This is a genomic window from uncultured Roseobacter sp. (assembly GCF_947495275.1).
Classification (GTDB): domain Bacteria; phylum Pseudomonadota; class Alphaproteobacteria; order Rhodobacterales; family Rhodobacteraceae; genus Roseobacter.
In genome coordinates, this window is sequence record NZ_CANLYL010000003.1 from 371937 (window position 1) to 387897 (window position 15961).

At 57.2% G+C, this 15961-nt stretch carries 16 protein-coding genes; 6 read left to right on the forward strand and 10 right to left on the reverse strand.

Annotation, left to right across the window (positions count from 1 at the left end):
- Positions 1-24: 24 nt before the first annotated feature.
- The 8 genes from Q0802_RS08330 to mutM form a co-directional block, all read right to left on the reverse strand.
- A complete protein-coding gene (locus Q0802_RS08330) occupies positions 25-645 on the reverse strand; it encodes a LysE family translocator (protein WP_298916335.1) in 621 nt (206 codons plus the stop codon).
- Positions 642-1745 carry a DNA replication/repair protein RecF gene (gene recF / locus Q0802_RS08335; protein WP_298916338.1) on the reverse strand — a complete coding sequence of 368 codons (1104 nt, stop codon included), beginning with the start codon at positions 1743-1745 and terminating at the stop codon, positions 642-644. Before recF ends, Q0802_RS08330 begins: the two co-directional genes overlap by 4 nt.
- Positions 1746-1786: 41 nt before the next feature.
- Positions 1787-2905, reverse strand: a complete 1119-nt coding sequence (gene dnaN, locus Q0802_RS08340) for a DNA polymerase III subunit beta (protein ID WP_298916345.1) — start codon at positions 2903-2905, stop codon at positions 1787-1789.
- 144 nt (positions 2906-3049) lie between these two features.
- The gene (dnaA, locus tag Q0802_RS08345) at positions 3050-4414 is read right to left on the reverse strand and encodes a chromosomal replication initiator protein DnaA (RefSeq protein WP_298916348.1); all 1365 of its coding nucleotides are present in this window, start codon (positions 4412-4414) and stop codon (positions 3050-3052) included.
- A gap of 525 nt (positions 4415-4939) precedes the next feature.
- Entirely contained in the window at positions 4940-5203 is a 264-nt protein-coding gene (gene rpsT, locus Q0802_RS08350) for a 30S ribosomal protein S20 (protein WP_298916350.1), read from the reverse strand.
- 186 nt (positions 5204-5389) lie between these two features.
- Positions 5390-6448: a PAS domain-containing sensor histidine kinase gene (locus Q0802_RS08355; RefSeq protein ID WP_298916353.1), complete on the reverse strand. Its 1059-nt coding sequence runs from the start codon at positions 6446-6448 to the stop codon at positions 5390-5392.
- 113 nt (positions 6449-6561) lie between these two features.
- Entirely contained in the window at positions 6562-7338 is a 777-nt protein-coding gene (locus Q0802_RS08360; RefSeq protein WP_298916356.1) for an enoyl-CoA hydratase, read from the reverse strand.
- A gap of 64 nt (positions 7339-7402) precedes the next feature.
- Complete coding sequence (gene mutM, locus Q0802_RS08365; RefSeq protein WP_298916359.1) at positions 7403-8254, reverse strand: bifunctional DNA-formamidopyrimidine glycosylase/DNA-(apurinic or apyrimidinic site) lyase; 852 nt, start codon at positions 8252-8254, stop codon at positions 7403-7405.
- Positions 8255-8340: 86 nt separating this feature from the next.
- On the opposite strand from mutM, the gene ubiE reads away from it, so the two are divergent.
- On the forward strand, positions 8341-9093 hold the full coding sequence (ubiE, locus tag Q0802_RS08370; protein WP_298916362.1) for a bifunctional demethylmenaquinone methyltransferase/2-methoxy-6-polyprenyl-1,4-benzoquinol methylase UbiE: 753 nt from the start codon (positions 8341-8343) through the stop codon (positions 9091-9093).
- A gap of 1 nt (position 9094) precedes the next feature.
- The gene (gene ubiB, locus Q0802_RS08375; protein ID WP_298916365.1) at positions 9095-10639 is read left to right on the forward strand and encodes a 2-polyprenylphenol 6-hydroxylase; all 1545 of its coding nucleotides are present in this window, start codon (positions 9095-9097) and stop codon (positions 10637-10639) included.
- Here the strand turns inward: ubiB and Q0802_RS08380 are convergent, their stop codons facing one another.
- Complete coding sequence (locus tag Q0802_RS08380; protein ID WP_298916368.1) at positions 10640-11818, reverse strand: acetyl-CoA C-acyltransferase family protein; 1179 nt, start codon at positions 11816-11818, stop codon at positions 10640-10642. It abuts the gene before it with no gap.
- A gap of 120 nt (positions 11819-11938) precedes the next feature.
- Here Q0802_RS08380 and Q0802_RS08385 point away from each other — a divergent pair, with 120 nt between their 5' ends.
- The 4 genes from Q0802_RS08385 to Q0802_RS08400 all read left to right on the forward strand — a co-directional run bounded on the left by Q0802_RS08385 (position 11939) and on the right by Q0802_RS08400 (position 15219).
- Positions 11939-12505: an XRE family transcriptional regulator gene (locus tag Q0802_RS08385; RefSeq protein ID WP_298916372.1), complete on the forward strand. Its 567-nt coding sequence runs from the start codon at positions 11939-11941 to the stop codon at positions 12503-12505.
- A 97-nt stretch (positions 12506-12602) separates the two neighbouring features.
- On the forward strand, positions 12603-13787 hold the full coding sequence (locus Q0802_RS08390) for a glycine C-acetyltransferase (protein WP_298916375.1): 1185 nt from the start codon (positions 12603-12605) through the stop codon (positions 13785-13787).
- Positions 13787-14827 carry an L-threonine 3-dehydrogenase gene (tdh, locus tag Q0802_RS08395; RefSeq protein ID WP_298916378.1) on the forward strand — a complete coding sequence of 347 codons (1041 nt, stop codon included), beginning with the start codon at positions 13787-13789 and terminating at the stop codon, positions 14825-14827. The genes Q0802_RS08390 and tdh overlap by 1 nt, the downstream gene beginning before the upstream one ends.
- Positions 14815-15219: a hypothetical protein gene (locus Q0802_RS08400; protein WP_298916383.1), complete on the forward strand. Its 405-nt coding sequence runs from the start codon at positions 14815-14817 to the stop codon at positions 15217-15219. Before tdh ends, Q0802_RS08400 begins: the two co-directional genes overlap by 13 nt.
- Here the strand turns inward: Q0802_RS08400 and Q0802_RS08405 are convergent.
- On the reverse strand, positions 15187-15915 hold the full coding sequence (locus tag Q0802_RS08405; protein ID WP_298916386.1) for a metallophosphoesterase family protein: 729 nt from the start codon (positions 15913-15915) through the stop codon (positions 15187-15189). The two genes, Q0802_RS08400 and Q0802_RS08405, sit on opposite strands and share 33 nt — an antisense overlap.
- Positions 15916-15961 lie beyond the last annotated feature (46 nt).

The window sequence follows — 15961 nt, forward strand, 5'->3', positions numbered from 1 at the left end:
ACGCAATTGGCACAATATTTTGTGTCAGATGAGGGGGATAAGCACACCGACCAAAATCAGCAGCAAGCCCGACGTGATATTGATGCGGGCAAGTGTCCTGGGGGCGGTCACAATGGAGCGAACCTGACCGACGCAAGCGGCCAGAACGAGATTGCCGATCATTGGTATCGCCACCGACACGCCAATGATTGCAGAGATATCGATTGCAGAAACATTGCGAAGATCAAAGAAGCCCGGCAGGACACCCATGTAAAACAAAACGGCCTTGGGGTTTCCCAGAATTGCGACAATACCTGCGATAAATCCGGGCCAGAGCCCCGGGCGGGTGAGCCTACTGTCCGTACTGATTTCCTGCCGCGCATGTTTGATGAGCAGCGCGCCCATGCCTATGAAAACGCCACACGCGACCCAGCGCAGAATGGTCATGAAAACATCAAAGATCGACAGAATCCAGGAGATGCCCAGGATCGCGACCAGAGGCCACAGGATATCGCCGAGTGCGACCCCTAGTGCGAGTGGCCAGGCGGCCTGAAACCCGCCAGACAAAGCCCGTGCCATCAGGGCGAGCCAAACCGGGCCGGGTGTCAGAAACAGGATTACCAACGCGCCGGAATAAAGCAGGAGATCGGCCAATGTGATGGTCATGACTTTTGAACGATCTCCGAAATGCCATTCTGTTCGCGAACCTCGACATATTGCGCGCGGGAACCCAGTGTGTCGAAAAGCTCTGGTCCTGTGCCGGTCATCCAGGCCTGCGCGCCGAGAGCAACGATTTCATCATAAAGTGCTGCACGACGGTCTGCGTCCAGATGGGCCGCAACCTCGTCCAGCAGCAGCAAGGGTGGCGCGCCGAAATCACGTGTCAGGGCGCGGGCATTGGCCAGGATCAAGGAGACCAGAAGTGCCTTTTGCTCACCTGTGGAGCAGTCTTTCGCGGGCACACCCTTGGCGCTGTAAACGCCTGTCAGATCAGCGCGATGCGGGCCGATGAGACTGCGCCCAGCCGCCAGATCACGGTTCCGATTGTCGGCAAGTGCGGCCCGCAGATCATCCTCTGTGTCAGGTAAATCCCCATCAGAATGAATGAGGGTCAGATCCGCCGCCGGAAACGCCGTTGCGGCCCCTTTCTGCGCCTCTGCGAGCTGCGCAAGCGCGTTCAAGCGGTTGGTGTTGATCGCGGTTCCCGCCTGCGCCATCTGGTTCTCCAAAGCGCCGTACCAGGCCGGATCGCGGACCATGTCTTTCAGCAGGCGGTTACGCTCCCGCATGGCGCGTTCATAGGTGAGCGAAGCCTCTGCGTGGGTAGGCTCAAAGCTCAGCGTCATGCGGTCGAGAAATCGCCTGCGTCCTTCTGCGCCTTCAATCCACAGCCTGTCCATCGCCGGGATCAGCCACAAAACCCGCGCAATGCGACCAAGCGCCGTCTGGGGCGCTGCCTTGCTGTCAATCTTGATTTGACGTGCGGCCCCTTCCTCCGACCAGATGTCGATCTCATGCATCTGGTGCAGGGAGTGTAGCAGTCCGGTAACTTTCCACCCCAGGGCTTCGGGTCGCCGCGTCATGTCTTCCGCGCTGGACCGCCGCAGACCGCGCCCGGGAGAGAAAAGCGACACCGCCTCAAGTACATTGGTCTTTCCTGCGCCATTCGATCCAAAAAGCGCCACTGGACGCGCATCCAATGTCATTCGCCCAATTTTGTGGGATCGAAAATGCGACAGGGTGAGAGATGTCAGCGCCAGTGTCACGACATCACCTTACGTTCGAGAGTTTTACGCGGCGGGGCAGGTCACACGCGCATCGGCATGACCACATAGACAGCCGATTGATCATTGCCTTCGCGCATCAACGTCGGATCGCCGGAGGAGTTGAACATGAAGACCGCGTTTTCACGATCCACCTGGCTGGCGATTTCCAGCAAGTATTTGGCGTTAAACCCAATTTCCAACCGCTCATCACCATATGCGACGGCCAGCTCTTCCTCCGCCGCACCGCTGTCCGGCGCGTTGACCGAGAGCACGAGGCGGTCTTCGTCCAGTTGCAGTTTCACCGCGCGGGACCGTTCAGAACTCACCGTTGCAACACGGTCCACGGCTTGCGCAAAATCGCTGGCATCCACTTCCAGTTTGCGGGTGTTTCCTTGCGGGATGACGCGCGTGTAATCAGGGAAGGTGCCGTCAATCACTTTCGAGGTCAGGGTAATGTCCGGCGTGGCGAAACGCACCTTGGTTTCGGACACAGAAACCGCGATTTTCATCTCATCATCTTCGAGAAGCTTGCGCAACTCCCCAACCGTTTTCCGGGGCACGATCACACCCGGCATATCCGCAGCACCTTCGGGCAAATCCGCATCAATCCGCGCCAACCGGTGCCCATCCGTCGCCACGCAGCGCAGAACCTGGCCGCCTTCCGCGTCGGAGACGTGCATGTAGACACCATTCAGGTAATAGCGTGTCTCTTCGGTGGAGATGGCGAACTTCGATTTGTCAAACAACCGGCGCAGCACCGGGGCCGCAGCAGAGAAATTCGATGCATATTCCGACGAGGCCATGACCGGGAAGTCTTCTTTCGGCAGTGTCGCAAGCGAGAAGTTCGAGCGACCGGCCTCGACCGTCAATCGGCCGGTTGCACCATCGGCGGTTAGCGTGACCAAGGCCCCATCTGGCAGCTTGCGGACGATCTCGTGCAGCGTCGTGGCCGCAACGGTAGTGGCCCCTGCGCGTTCCACCTGAGCCGGTGCCTTGTCCACAACTTCAATGTCGAGATCGGTTGCCCGGAAGGAAACATCGCTGCCTTCGGCCTCGATCAGCACATTGGCGAGAATTGGAATTGTGTTGCGCCGCTCAACAACGGATTGGGCCTGTGACACCGCTTTGAGCAGGGCTGCGCGTTCGATGCTGATCTTCATGATGTTTTTATCCTTCCCACCAGTCGGGAAAGGCAAATTACCCGGTTCCACCGACTTCACAAGACTTTTATTGGTTTGTCTTAGGATACGGGCAAGGCGTCAAGACCTGTGGCCCCATTGAGAGGCCACAGGTCGGTAGTGTGACTATTCTTCCAGCGCGCGGCGCAACAGTTCGAGATCTTCGGCGATCTGACCGTCCTGGGTTTTCAGTTCTTCGATGCGTTTGACACCATGCATAACCGTGGTGTGATCGCGTCCGCCGAAACGACGCCCGATTTCAGGCAGTGACCGGCTCGTCATCTTCTTGCACAGATACATTGCCACCTGACGCGGTCGCGCATAGGAGCGCAGGCGTTTGGGGCCGATCATGTCCGACAGGCGGATGTTATAGTGGTCGGAGACTTTGCGCTGGATTTCTTCGACCGTGATCTTGCGCTCCGAGGCGCGCAACACATCCGACAGGCAATCCTGCGTCAATTCCATGTTGATCTCACGCCCGACAAGGGAGGCGAAGGCAAAGAGCCGGGTCAAAGCGCCCTCCAGTACCCGCACATTTGTCGAGATGCGGTGGGCGAGAAACTCCAGAACACCTGCCTCAAGCTCCAGCCCGGGATAGTTGATCCGCTGCTGTTCCACCTTACTTTGCAGAATGCCGAGGCGCAGCTCATAGTCGGTTGGATGCAGGTCGACGACAAGGCCGCATTGCAGGCGTGATTTCACCCGATCTTCGAGGTCTTTGATTTCACCCGGTGCGCGGTCGGCGGAGATGATGATCTGCTTATTCTGATCGACGAGCGCGTTGAAAGTGTGGAAAAACTCCTCCTGCGTGCTGTCCTTACCGGCGATGAACTGGACGTCATCGACCATCAGAACATCGACCGAGCGGAAAATTTCCTTGAAATCCATCATCTTGCGATCACGGAGAGCCTGGACAAACCGATACATGAACTGCTCGGCAGAGAGGTAGAGAACATTGAGATCAGGCCGCCGCTGACGCAATTCATGGGCAATGGCGTGCATCAAATGGGTTTTGCCAAGGCCGACACCGCCATAGAGGAACAGAGGGTTGAAAGTCACTGGCCCGCCTTCGGCAACACGGCGCGCTGCCGCATGCGCCAGCTCGTTCGGCTTGCCAACCACAAAGGTGTCAAAGGTGAAACGCTTGTCGAGCGGCGCCGTGGCAAGCGCGCTTCGAGACGCAGGCTTTGGAGCTGCCTTGGGGGCGGCAACGGGTGCGGGTTCTGCGGGCTCTTCACCGGCCATGACAACCGCCGGTACCGCAAATTTCAACCGTTTCACTGTCGGGTCTTCGGTTTTCAATTCGTGCAGAATCAAATCTGCGAAGTTCTGATTGACGTAGTTTCCGAGAAAGTTCGTGGGCACATCAAAAGTTGCGATCCCATCGTCTGCTGCGCGAAACTCAATTGGTTCGATCCAGTTAGTATAGTTGTTTTGACCTACCGTCTTCAGCAGCCGCTGCCTCAGCTGCCCCCATTTGTCCTTAGTCATGTTTGACCTGTTTTCCCTCTAGCGTTCCAATTTCAGACGCAACTCCATTTTTGGATGGCCGCGCCGCCTCTTATCTTCAGACGACAAGTGGCTTCTCTGTCCCTTCGAAAAGGAGACAGATGGCTAACTGCCGCTCGACTACGATTAGGCAAAGCCCGACCGACAAGCGCCCTGATCGCTCAAGGCTCCGCATCAAATCAGACGACACCGTCCGCACTTTTTTTGACAGGGCAAAACGCTGTATTGGCAACGTTCGCAGACTGAACGCATTGCATGTTATGCAACACTCAGTCCCTGATGTTCTTATGACCGCAGCAGTGCGGCTTGAACTTTCAGAGCCTGTCCCCCCATGGCGAAATGAATCGCACTACACTGGTAGCAAGTTCGTGAGCGGCACGGCAACTGAACTTCATTCTTGACTCTGAATTTTCAAAAAAGAATCTCTGGCCGGGGGGAGAGGAGTCTCAATAATGCAAAAAAGCGCCGATTTCGCGGCGCCTTTTTCGAGTAGAATCACAAGGTGGCTCAACCCAGAGCTTTAACCCGTGCAGACAGGCGGGAAACTTTGCGCGCTGCCGTGTTTTTGTGGAAGACACCTTTTGTCACACCGCGCATCAGTTCCGGCTGTGCAGCTTTCAATGCAGCGGATGCGGCATCCTTGTCGCCGGACGCAATCGCCTCTTCGACTTTGCGCAGGTAGGTGCGGATGCGTGAACGACGTGCTTTGTTGACTTGGAAACGCGCTTCGTTCTGACGTGCGCGCTTTTTAGCTTGGGGCGAATTTGCCATGCGTGAATGACCTTCTCGGGTTTGTTGTCTCAATTTCAAAGGCGCGACGCCAAACCCTGACCGGACAATATCGTCCTGAGGTGATTCTAGCCTGAGCGGGCTGCACGCGCATGTATCGGGCGCTCTATAAAGAAGACCGCAGCAAATGCAAACCGGAATTTGCATGCGCATTGCGCCTGCTGAAGCTCAGTGCATGCGCCGAGGCAGGGTGAGGCTGAAGGTGGTTTCGATTTCATCCGAACTGGCAGTCAGTGTTCCGCCGTGTTCCAGGGCAATCTGTTTGGCGATGAACAACCCCAGTCCCAGCCCGTTTTGCGATTTTTGTACTTCCGCCCGGGAGAACGGTTCGAACATCTTCTCCTGAGCCGGTGCAGGTATCTGCTTTCCGAAATTCGTGACGGTCAGGACAAAATCCTGGCCATCATCATATGCCCGGATGCGAATGGGTTCATATTGGTCGCCGTGAAAAACGGCATTGGATAAAAGATTGGAGAACAGTTGGCCGATCCTGTCGGTATCGCATTCAAGCTGATCCGAAAAATGATAATCTTCTATCAGGATCACGCCGGGATGAGACAGCCGTATTTCCTGCACCACTTGCTCCAGCACCGGTGTGAGGTTTGCGATTTCCTTGACCTCAATTCCGATATCTCCACCCAGTCGCGCCCGCGCAAAATCCATGACGTTCGAGATCAGCTCGCTCATTCGGTTCAGCGATGCCTCCGTGGTCATCAGAAGCTTACGGGATTTGTCTGTCTGTTCCTGTCGCAGCGCACTCCAGATCGCGCCGCTGACGGCGGCAAGGGGTGTGCGCAGATCATGGCCCAGAACGGCGATGAACTGCTCGCGCAAACGTGCTTCGTCGTCCTTGGTTTTGAGCCTCGCCTCGTTCTCCTTGCTGGTTGTGATATCCCGGGCATTACAGAAAAACAGGTCGTCTTCGGGCACCGCGTTCCAGGAGAGCCAGCGATAGCTGCCATCCTTGTGTCGGTATCTGTTCTCGAATTGAAGGATGGGCATGCCGTTTTGGATGTCCACAAATGCCTGTTCGGCTTTGGGGATGTCATCCGGGTGAATGAAGTCGAAAAACAACCTGCTTTCGATATCTTCAGGCAGCCGCCCCAGAGTCTTGAACCACGCCGGGTTGGTATGCGTGAATACACCCGTCTTATCCAGAATGCCCAGAAGGTCAGGTGTCACCCGCCAGGTCAGGCTTTCTTTGTCGATCTGTCCGCCCACCAGCATCCCCGATCCAATCAACCTATGGGTGAATGGATATGTGGGATAAAATCATAAATCAATGTTGAATGCGGGCATCTGGGTGCAGCGCAGTCGGAATCCAACCGCAGCGTGCCACTCTACTTGTCGCGGAACTGCGCTTCGCGTTTTTCCAGAAAGGCTGACATGCCCTCGGATTGGTCCTCGGTGGCAAAGAGCGAATGGAACATGCGGCGTTCAAACAAAAGCCCTTCCCGCAGGGGCACCTCATAGGCACGGTTGACGGCTTCTTTCACCACCATCACCGACACCATGGATTTCTCTGCAATTTTTTGCGCGGCACCGTGGGCTTCTTCCAGCAGTTTCTTGCAAGGCACCACGCGAGATGCCAAGCCGGATCGTTCAGCTTCTTCAGCGTCCATGAAGCGGCCCGTGAGGTTCATGTCCATGGCCTTGGACTTGCCTATGATGCGCGTGAGACGTTGCGTGCCACCGATCCCGGCAACAACGCCCAGATTGATCTCGGGCTGGCCGAATTTCGCGGTTTCTGAGCAGATAATGAAATCGCACATCATCGCCAGTTCGCACCCGCCACCCAAGGCATAGCCGGACACAGCCGCGATGATCGGTTTACGCACCCGCATGATCTGGTCGGTTTCGGGCGTGAACAAATCACCCGAGAAGGCTTCGACAAAGCTCTTGTCCTTCATCATCGCGATATCCGCGCCTGCGGCGAAAGCTTTTTCCGACCCTGTGATGATGATGCAGCGTACTTTTTCGTTGTCCTGTGCCGCACTCAGCGCATTTGCGAGTTCCTTCATCAATTCGTCATTCAGGGCATTCAGGGCATCTGGCCGGTTCAGCGTGATCTGGGCCACATGGTTCTCTATTTCAACGATGATCGTTTCATAGGCCATTAAGGAAGCTCTCGGTTGTTGTCAGGAAATTCGAGTCTGTAACACGCAGTTTGCTGGGTTCAAGCTATCTTTGACATTGCGCGCAATAGAAAGATGAGCGTCCGGACTGAACGATTCGCTTGATGACGCCAGGGCAATTGGGGGTGCGACAGGGTTCTCCTTCGCGGCCATATACATCAAAGCTATGCTGGAAATATCCAAGTTCTCCATCAGCTTGGCGGAAATCCCGCAAGGAAGATCCCCCAGCCTCGATGGCCTCCGACAGAACGTCTCGGATGATGGGAACGAGACTTGCAACCTTAGGTTTAGATAGTTTTCCGGCTTTTTGTGTCGGTTTGATTTTGGCCCGGAAAAGCGCTTCACAAACGTAGATGTTGCCCAACCCGGCAATGATACGCTGGTCGAGAAGTGCCGATTTGACGGGACTCAGCTTGTTTTTGAAAGCGGAAATCAGATGCGCTTCGTGAAAATCATTGCCCAATGGCTCGGGCCCGAGGACGGCTAAAAGCTTGTGTGCATCTGCTGTTGCGGTCTCCAGAAGGTCCATTGCGCCGAACCGGCGCGGATCATTGAAGGTGATGCGCGCACCATTTCCCATGTGCAGTACCACATGGTCGTGCTTTTGCGGCGCGGGATGATTATGGGCGAATTGCCCCAAGGGATCCCCCGAAACCAGCATCCGCCCGGACATCCCCAGATGGATCAGCAGCGTTTCGCCGGAACCGAGATCCGCGAGAATGTATTTCGACCGCCTGCGCAGCCGCTCAACCCGCTGACCGGTCAACCGGACGGCCATGTCGGGGGGGAAAGGCCAACGCAGATCAGGTCGGTTCACCTCAGCTTTCGCAATGATGACCCCTTCCATGGCGGGTGTGAGGCCGCGTTTTACGGTCTCGACTTCTGGTAGCTCCGGCATATTCACCCCTGTGGCCAAAGGGCCGCATTGTGCATGGCACCCAGAACCCTATAACAAAGTCCGAACCGCAAGGACCACAAGAGCCGATGACTGATCACAGCGACAAAACCACCCATTTCGGGTTTGAAACCGTTCCCGAAGGCGAAAAAGCCGGACGCGTTCAGGGCGTCTTCAGTTCCGTGGCCAGCAAATACGACATCATGAATGACGTGATGTCGGGCGGCATTCACCGGCTGTGGAAAGACGCAATGATGGACTGGCTGGCGCCGCGCATCGGGCAGAGGCTGCTGGATGTGGCGGGGGGCACCGGGGATATTTCCTTCCGGTTTCTTAAACGCGCGGGATCAGGTCATGCAACGGTACTGGATTTGACCGAGCAGATGCTTGTCGCGGGTCGCCAGCGCGCCGAAGCCGAGCAGATGCAGGACAGTCTCGATTGGGTGGTCGGCGATGCCATGGCCTTGCCCTTCGACGACAATTCATTTGATGTCTATACCATCAGCTTTGGCATCCGGAATGTAACGCGCCCGCAGGATGCCCTGAAAGAGGCGTTTCGCGTCCTGCGTCCGGGTGGGCGTCTGATGGTGCTGGAGTTCAGTCAGCTGCCCAATCCGATGATGCAGAAGGCCTATGACCTTTATAGTTTCAACGTGATCCCGCGCATGGGGCAGATGATCGCAAACGACCGTGACAGCTACCAATATCTGGTGGAATCGATCCGCAACTTCCCTGATCAGGAAACATTTCTGCAGATGGTGCGTGATGCCGGGTTCGAGAACGCCAAGTATCGCAATATGACCATGGGTGTGGCCTGCCTGCATTCGGGCTGGAAACTCTGACGTGCGCGGCCCTCACAACATCTGGCGGCTGATCCGTACTGGTGCCACGCTGGAACGCACGGGCGCCATGCAGGTTGTGCTGGACGCTTTTGAAGCGCCGCCTGCCTTGCGTTTTCTCGCCCGTGCGCTGGGCCTGCCGTTCAAATGGCTGGGCTACAAGGGCGATCCGAATATGCCGCCCGCCACACGCGCGCTGACGGCACTGGGGCCTGCGTATATCAAGTTTGGCCAAATCCTCTCGACGCGTCCGGATGTTGTTGGAGATGAACTGGCGATCCAATTGCGTGTATTGCAGGACAAACTGCCACCCTTTTCGGTCGAAGAAGCCAAGGCGGAGGTACAACGGGAACTGGGCCTGCCGGTGGATCAGATGTTCTCCGCTTTCAGTGAACCCGTTGCTGCCGCGTCGATAGCGCAGGTTCACAAGGCAACGTTGGCTACAACGGGTGAAGAGGTCGCCGTCAAGGTCCTGCGTCCGAACATCGAAAAGGCCTTCCGCAAGGACATCGACGCTTTTTACCTGGCGGCCAGCATGGTTGAGATTTTCTCACCCGGCTCCCGTCGGTTGCGCCCGATGGAAGTGATCGAGCATTTCGACGGTGTGGTACGCGGCGAACTTGATCTGCGTCTGGAATCATCGGCGGCCTCGGAATTTGCCGCCAATACGAAGGACGATGAAGGGTTCCAACTGCCGCTGGTCAAATGGGAATACTCTGCCCGCCGCGTGATGACGCTGGAATGGGCGGACGGCGCGCCGATGGGTGACAATGACGCGATTGATGCCGCCGGGCACGACCGGGTGCTGCTCAGCGAACGGGTCTTGCAGCTTTTTCTCAATCACGCGCTGCGGGATGGGTATTTCCACGCGGACATGCATCAGGGCAACCTTAAGGTTGCGCCGAATGGCAACGTGATCGCCTATGATTTCGGGATCATGGGCCACATTGATGAATATACGCGCCGCGTCTACGCGGAGATCCTGTTTGGATTTATCCGCAAGGATTACAAACGCGTGGCCGAAGTGCATTTTGAGGCCGGTTATGTGCCCGCCGATAAGGATGTGGATGAATTTGCGCGGGCCTTGCGCGCCGTGGGTGAGCCGATCTTTGGCATGGATGCCACGCATATTTCCATGGGGCGCTTGCTGAATTACCTTTTCGAGGTAACAGAGCGCTTCGGCATGGAAACCCGCACTGAGCTTATTCTGTTGCAGCGCACGATGGTGGTTGTTGAAGGTGTCGCACGGTCGCTCAACCCTCAGATCAATATCTGGCAAGTGGCCAAACCCATCGTCAGCGACTACATTTCCAAGTCCATCGGTCCCAAGGCGGTGCTGTCGGATCTGGCAAAAACCGCGCGCGTTGTGGCCCGTTTCGGACCACGCATGCCGGGGATGGTCGAGGCAGCCCTTGTCCGCCAGAGTAATCTGGACGAAGCGCCGCGCGGCCGTGGCCTTGGTGAGCGTATTTTTCTGGCGGTCGTTCTGGGCGTTTCCATCGGTGTGGGCGGGGCCACCTGCCTGATCCTCATTGATCAAGTCTTCTGATCAGAGCCTCTCGATTGCTAGTGCAATGCCCTGGCCGCCGCCGATACACATGGTGATCAGCGCTTTTGACCCCTGAAGGCGTTCCAGTTCATAAAGCGCTTTGACGGTGATGATAGCACCTGTTGCGCCAACCGGATGCCCCAGAGCGATGGCCCCGCCGTTGGGGTTCACTTTGGCCGGGTCAAATCCCAGCGATTTGCTGACGGCGAGGGCTTGGGCGGCAAAGGCTTCATTGCTTTCGATCACGTCAAAATCTTCGGCGCTGAGCCCGGTTCGGGCCAATAGGTTTTGGACCGCAGGCACCGGACCAATGCCCATAACCTCCGGACGCACCCCGGCGTGCGCATATCCCAATACGCGCGCCTTTGGTTTCAGGCCCGCTTTTTCTGCTGCCTCCGCCGTCGCGAGGACAAGCGCCGCAGCACCGTCATTGATCCCGCTGGCATTTCCGGCCGTCACGCTGCCGTCTTTCTGAAATACCGCGCGCAGCCCTGCCAAAGCCTCGGCTGTGGTCGCTTTGGGATGCTCGTCGCGCTCAAAGGCCACAGTGTCCCGTCTGACGCGCACCTCGACCGGTGTGATCTGGCTTGCGAAATGCCCCGCGTCGATGGCGGCAGCAGCGCGTTTCTGGCTTTCCAGCGCAAATGCATCCTGTTCTTGCCGGGTGATGTCATTTTCCTTGGCAACGTTTTCCGCTGTCACACCCATATGCCCCGTGCCAAACGGGCAGTTCAAGGCGCCCAGCATCATGTCGAGCGTGCGGATGTCCCCCATCTTGGCCCCCCAACGCTGGTCCGTCACGATGAAAGGCGACCGGGACATGTTTTCGGCACCGCCCGCGAGCCCGAAGTCTGCGTCCCCTAGCATCAGCGACTGCACCACCGACACGATCGCCTGAACACCCGAGCCGCAGAGCCGATTGACATTCATCGCCGGAACCGTGTCCGGAACACCCGCCTGCATGGCCGCAACTCTGCTAAGGTACATATCCCGCGGTTCGGTATTGATCACGTGACCAAAGGCGACATGCCCGATCTGCGCGCCCTCCACGCCGGCCCTGGCCAGCGCCGCCTTGGCCGCAACGGACCCTAGTTCAATGGGGGCGGTTCCTGCCAGCGCGCCACCAAAGGTGCCGATTGCCGTGCGTGCGCCGTCCAGAATTACGATGTCTTGGGTCATGAGAATGTCCTTTCCGTTGTTATCGACTATGGGACCGCTTGGCGTGATTGTCAGCAGCGACGTTTCGTCAGGGGGCATCGCTCAATTGACAGAATCCTTGATATCGGCGACACCTCCGACATGACGGATTCCGATAATGCCATCCTGAACCAGTTGCCTGCCCGCCTGAAAGACGCGCGGCGTGAGCAGGGGTTGTCTCTGGACGCTGTTGCCAGGCTTTCCGGTGTGTCACGATCTATGGTCAGCCAGATTGAACGCGGCGAAAGCAGCCCGACGATTGCAACGCTCTGGAATCTGACGCGCGCTTTGCAGGTCGATTTTGCCGGTCTGCTGGATGGCGCGCCTTCCGCGCCGCAAATCGAAACATTGCGCGCAGCCGACGTGCCCACCATTGATAATCTCGGGTCCGGTTGTCGTATTCGCATTCTCTCGCCCCCCGAAGAGGCCGGCAAACATGAGGTCTACGAGATCACCATTGCGAATGGCGGGTCGCTCGACAGCCAGCCGCATACCCGTGGGGCCAGGGAACATCTGACGGTGATAGAAGGGTCGGTGACGGTAACGAGCGGGGAGGCGAACAGCGTTTTGCAAGCGGGTGACACCGCGCGATATGCAGCAGATGTGCCTCACCGAATTGCCGCCAACGGGGGCGATGTCCGCGTGTTTTTGGTGGTTCAGGACGCGTGATTTCCGGGATCACGGAATTTTTCCGCTATTGTGAACATCCCCTATTTCGGATTTCTGTCCACTATGTTAGACGGAACGGAGAAAGGGAGTCGCTATCATGACGCAGGAATACCTCGACCACATCACCGCAACGCTCGCGCAGATCGAGGCCGACGGCATGTTGAAACGCGAGCGCATGATTACCTCTCCGCAAGGCGCGCAAATCTCGGTCGGCCCGCGTGAGGTCATTAATCTATGCGCCAACAATTACCTCGGATTGGCGGATCATCCTGACCTGATCGAGGCCGCCAGGAGCGCGATGGACCCACGCGGATTTGGCATGGCCTCCGTGCGGTTCATTTGTGGCACGCAGGATATTCACCGGGAACTGGAACAGAAACTGGCCCGGTTCCTCGGCAAGGACGATTCCATTCTTTTTGCTGCGTGTTTCGATGCAAATGGCGGGCTCTTCGAGCCTCTCCTTGGCCCTGAGGATGCTGTTGTCTCGGATGCGCTCAACCATGCATCAATCATTGATGGTATCAGGCTCTGTAAAGCCAAAAGATACCGTTATGCCAATTCCGATATGGATGATCTGGAAGGTCAGCTGCGGCAGGCGCGTGAAGACGGCGCACGGTTTATTCTCATCGCGACAGATGGTGTTTTCAGCATGGACGGCTATCTGGCAAAGCTGCCAGAAATCAACGAGCTCGCCGCGAAATATGATGCCATGGTGATGGTCGATGATTGCCACGCGACCGGGTTCATGGGCCCCAAAGGTGAAGGGACACCAGCCCACGCGGGTGTCGATGTCGATATCCTGACAGGCACGCTCGGCAAAGCGCTCGGCGGGGCGATTGGTGGTTATATTGCCGGGCCGCAACCCATCATTGATCTGTTGCGCCAGCGCGCGCGGCCTTATCTTTTTTCCAACTCCTTGCCGCCATCCATTGTGGCTGCGGGGCTGAAAGCACTGGACCTTGTGGAACACGGCGATGATTTACGGACGCGGCTCTTTGAGAATGCGCGCTATTGGCGTGAGGGGCTGGAAAAGCTGGGGTTTTCGCTCTTGCCCGGTGAGCATCCGATCATTCCGGTCATGTTGGGTGAGGCGCAACTGGCGCAGGACATGGCAGCCAGATTATTTGAAGAAGGGGTGTTTGTGTCAGGGTTTTTCTTTCCCGTTGTGCCACGGGGGCAGGCACGTATCCGCACGCAAATGAACGCAGCACTGAGCCGTGACGATCTGGACCGCGCCTTGCGTGCCTTTGAGGTTGCGGGCAAAGCCTGTGGGGTAATCTGATGACCAACGAAATGAAAGCGCTGTCCAAACTGCACCCGCGCGAGGGGCTTTGGATGACCCATGCCGCCGTTCCGGAAATCGGCCCGGATGACGTGCTGATCAAGATCAACAAGACGGGTATCTGTGGCACCGACATTCACATCTGGAATTGGGACGACTGGGCGTCAGCGACCGTGCCTGTGCCTATGATTACAGGTCATGAGTTTGCGGGTGAAATCGTTGAACTGGGCCGGAACGTGAGTGATCTGGAGATTGGTCAGCGATGCTCCGGCGAGGGGCATCTGATCGGGAAAACCTCACGACAGAGCCGCGCAGGCAAGTTCCATCTCGATCCCGCCACGCGCGGCATCGGTGTTAATGAACAGGGCGCCTTTGCGCAATACCTCAAGCTGCCCGCCTTTAATGTGGTGCCGCTGCCGGATGAGATTTCCGACGATATCGGGGCTATTCTTGATCCCTTGGGCAATGCGGTGCACACAGCACTCAGCTTCGATCTGGTGGGTGAGGATGTTTTGATAACCGGTGCCGGTCCCATCGGGATCATGGCGGCGGCGGTGGCGCGTCACGTGGGTGCGCGACACGTTGTCATCACGGACATAAACCCCGACCGTCTGGACCTTGCCGCGCGTGTCACTGACGTTGTGCCGGTCAATGTCGCAGAAGCCGATCTGGCCGAGACAGTTTCACAGCTCAAGATGAAACAGGGTTTTGACGTTGGTCTGGAGATGTCCGGAAACCAGCGGGCGCTGGATCAGATGGTGGATGCCATGACCATGGGCGGGCGGATCGCGATGCTGGGTATTCCGCCGGGCAAAAGTCCCGTGGACTGGAGCCGCATCGTCTTCAAGGCGATCACGATCAAGGGTGTCTACGGGCGCGAGATTTTCGAGACCTGGTACAAGATGATCGCCATGTTGCAGAACGGGTTGGACGTCAGCCGCGTGATCACACATCGGTTCGGGGTTGATGATTTCGAGGCCGGATTTGCGGCCATGAAATCGGGGCAATCCGGCAAGGTTGTTCTGGATTGGACGGGGTAGGCGCGCTGTACGGGCAGGACAGTTTTTTCACCCTCTCGACGGTCGGGCAGATCGGGCTGGCTGCGGTATCGGCGTTTCTATCCTTTGTGATGATCTGGGGCGCATCGCGACTGGCACGGCATCGCGCTTGGGTCTGGCGCTGCGCGTTGGCGCTTGTTGCGTTCTGGCTCTTTGTCTGGCTTTCCCCGCAAATCTACTATTTTTACTACCTGATTCTGTTTGACGGGCTTCCGGTGCAATGGATCGTCAAAACCGCACCTGGTCCCATGCATCTTCTGCGCCTTTTGACCTTCACATCGGATGCCAATCTGAGCCATCACAGTCAGGGCGCATTGGGATGGATGATGATTATCGCCGCTCTATGGCCGCAACGGAATGCGCCCGTTCGCTGACAGCAACCAACATTCTGTGCCTTCAAAGACAGCGGCGTGAAGGGGGCGAAAATAGCCGGCACCGCCATCCAGATTGACACGATTGCCAGCATGCACCGGATGATCCAGCGCCGTATGCCCATGCACGACAAGACGATCATGGGGCTTGCGATAGTCCAGAAAGGGTTGCCTGATCCAGATCAGATCGTCCTCTATCTGGTCCTCCAAAGACACCTTGGGTCGGATACCAGCGTGCACAAAGACCAAGTCATCGGTGATGTGCATCAATGGGCGCTCATTCAGAAAGTCCCGGTGAGATTGCGGAACCGCCTGTATGGCCGCGGCATGTATCTCGCCAAGAGGTGTTTCCTCTTCCGCAGGCACGCCGTACGAGGCCATCGTCTTGTCTCCGCCCAGACGCGGGTTGAACCACGACAAATCTGCCCGGGTGGCGGGATCGTGAACAATCGAATGATCCAGAAAACGCGTCAGATAGCGATCGTGATTGCCTTTGAGCATGATCCAGTTCCGGCCCGCGACCCGCGCATCCAACAGGAATTGCACGACACCCCGGCTATCGGGCCCACGATCCACATAGTCACCCACAAAGACCACTTGAGCGTCCGTGCCGCCGTCCGCCTCGATCAAAGCCAACACACGGTGCAACTCTTCGAGTTGGCCATGCACGTCCCCGATCGCGTAAATTGGTCCAGTCATTTCACGTGGCTTTCCAAAAGGTGGATGGTGACGTGCCGCAAGCACA

Coding starts and splice junctions, on each gene's coding strand:
- tdh (WP_298916378.1), top strand. CDS start 13,787: ATGACCAACGAAATGAAAGCGCTGTCCAAACTGCACCCGCGCGAGGGG.
- mutM (WP_298916359.1), bottom strand. CDS start 8,254: ATGCCGGAGCTACCAGAAGTCGAGACCGTAAAACGCGGCCTCACACCC.
- dnaN (WP_298916345.1), bottom strand. CDS start 2,905: ATGAAGATCAGCATCGAACGCGCAGCCCTGCTCAAAGCGGTGTCACAG.
- Q0802_RS08355 (WP_298916353.1), bottom strand. CDS start 6,448: ATGCTGGTGGGCGGACAGATCGACAAAGAAAGCCTGACCTGGCGGGTG.
- Q0802_RS08385 (WP_298916372.1), top strand. CDS start 11,939: ATGACGGATTCCGATAATGCCATCCTGAACCAGTTGCCTGCCCGCCTG.
- ubiE (WP_298916362.1), top strand. CDS start 8,341: ATGACTGATCACAGCGACAAAACCACCCATTTCGGGTTTGAAACCGTT.
- Q0802_RS08360 (WP_298916356.1), bottom strand. CDS start 7,338: ATGGCCTATGAAACGATCATCGTTGAAATAGAGAACCATGTGGCCCAG.
- rpsT (WP_298916350.1), bottom strand. CDS start 5,203: ATGGCAAATTCGCCCCAAGCTAAAAAGCGCGCACGTCAGAACGAAGCG.
- Q0802_RS08405 (WP_298916386.1), bottom strand. CDS start 15,915: ATGACTGGACCAATTTACGCGATCGGGGACGTGCATGGCCAACTCGAA.
- Q0802_RS08380 (WP_298916368.1), bottom strand. CDS start 11,818: ATGACCCAAGACATCGTAATTCTGGACGGCGCACGCACGGCAATCGGC.
- dnaA (WP_298916348.1), bottom strand. CDS start 4,414: ATGACTAAGGACAAATGGGGGCAGCTGAGGCAGCGGCTGCTGAAGACG.
- Q0802_RS08390 (WP_298916375.1), top strand. CDS start 12,603: ATGACGCAGGAATACCTCGACCACATCACCGCAACGCTCGCGCAGATC.
- Q0802_RS08330 (WP_298916335.1), bottom strand. CDS start 645: ATGACCATCACATTGGCCGATCTCCTGCTTTATTCCGGCGCGTTGGTA.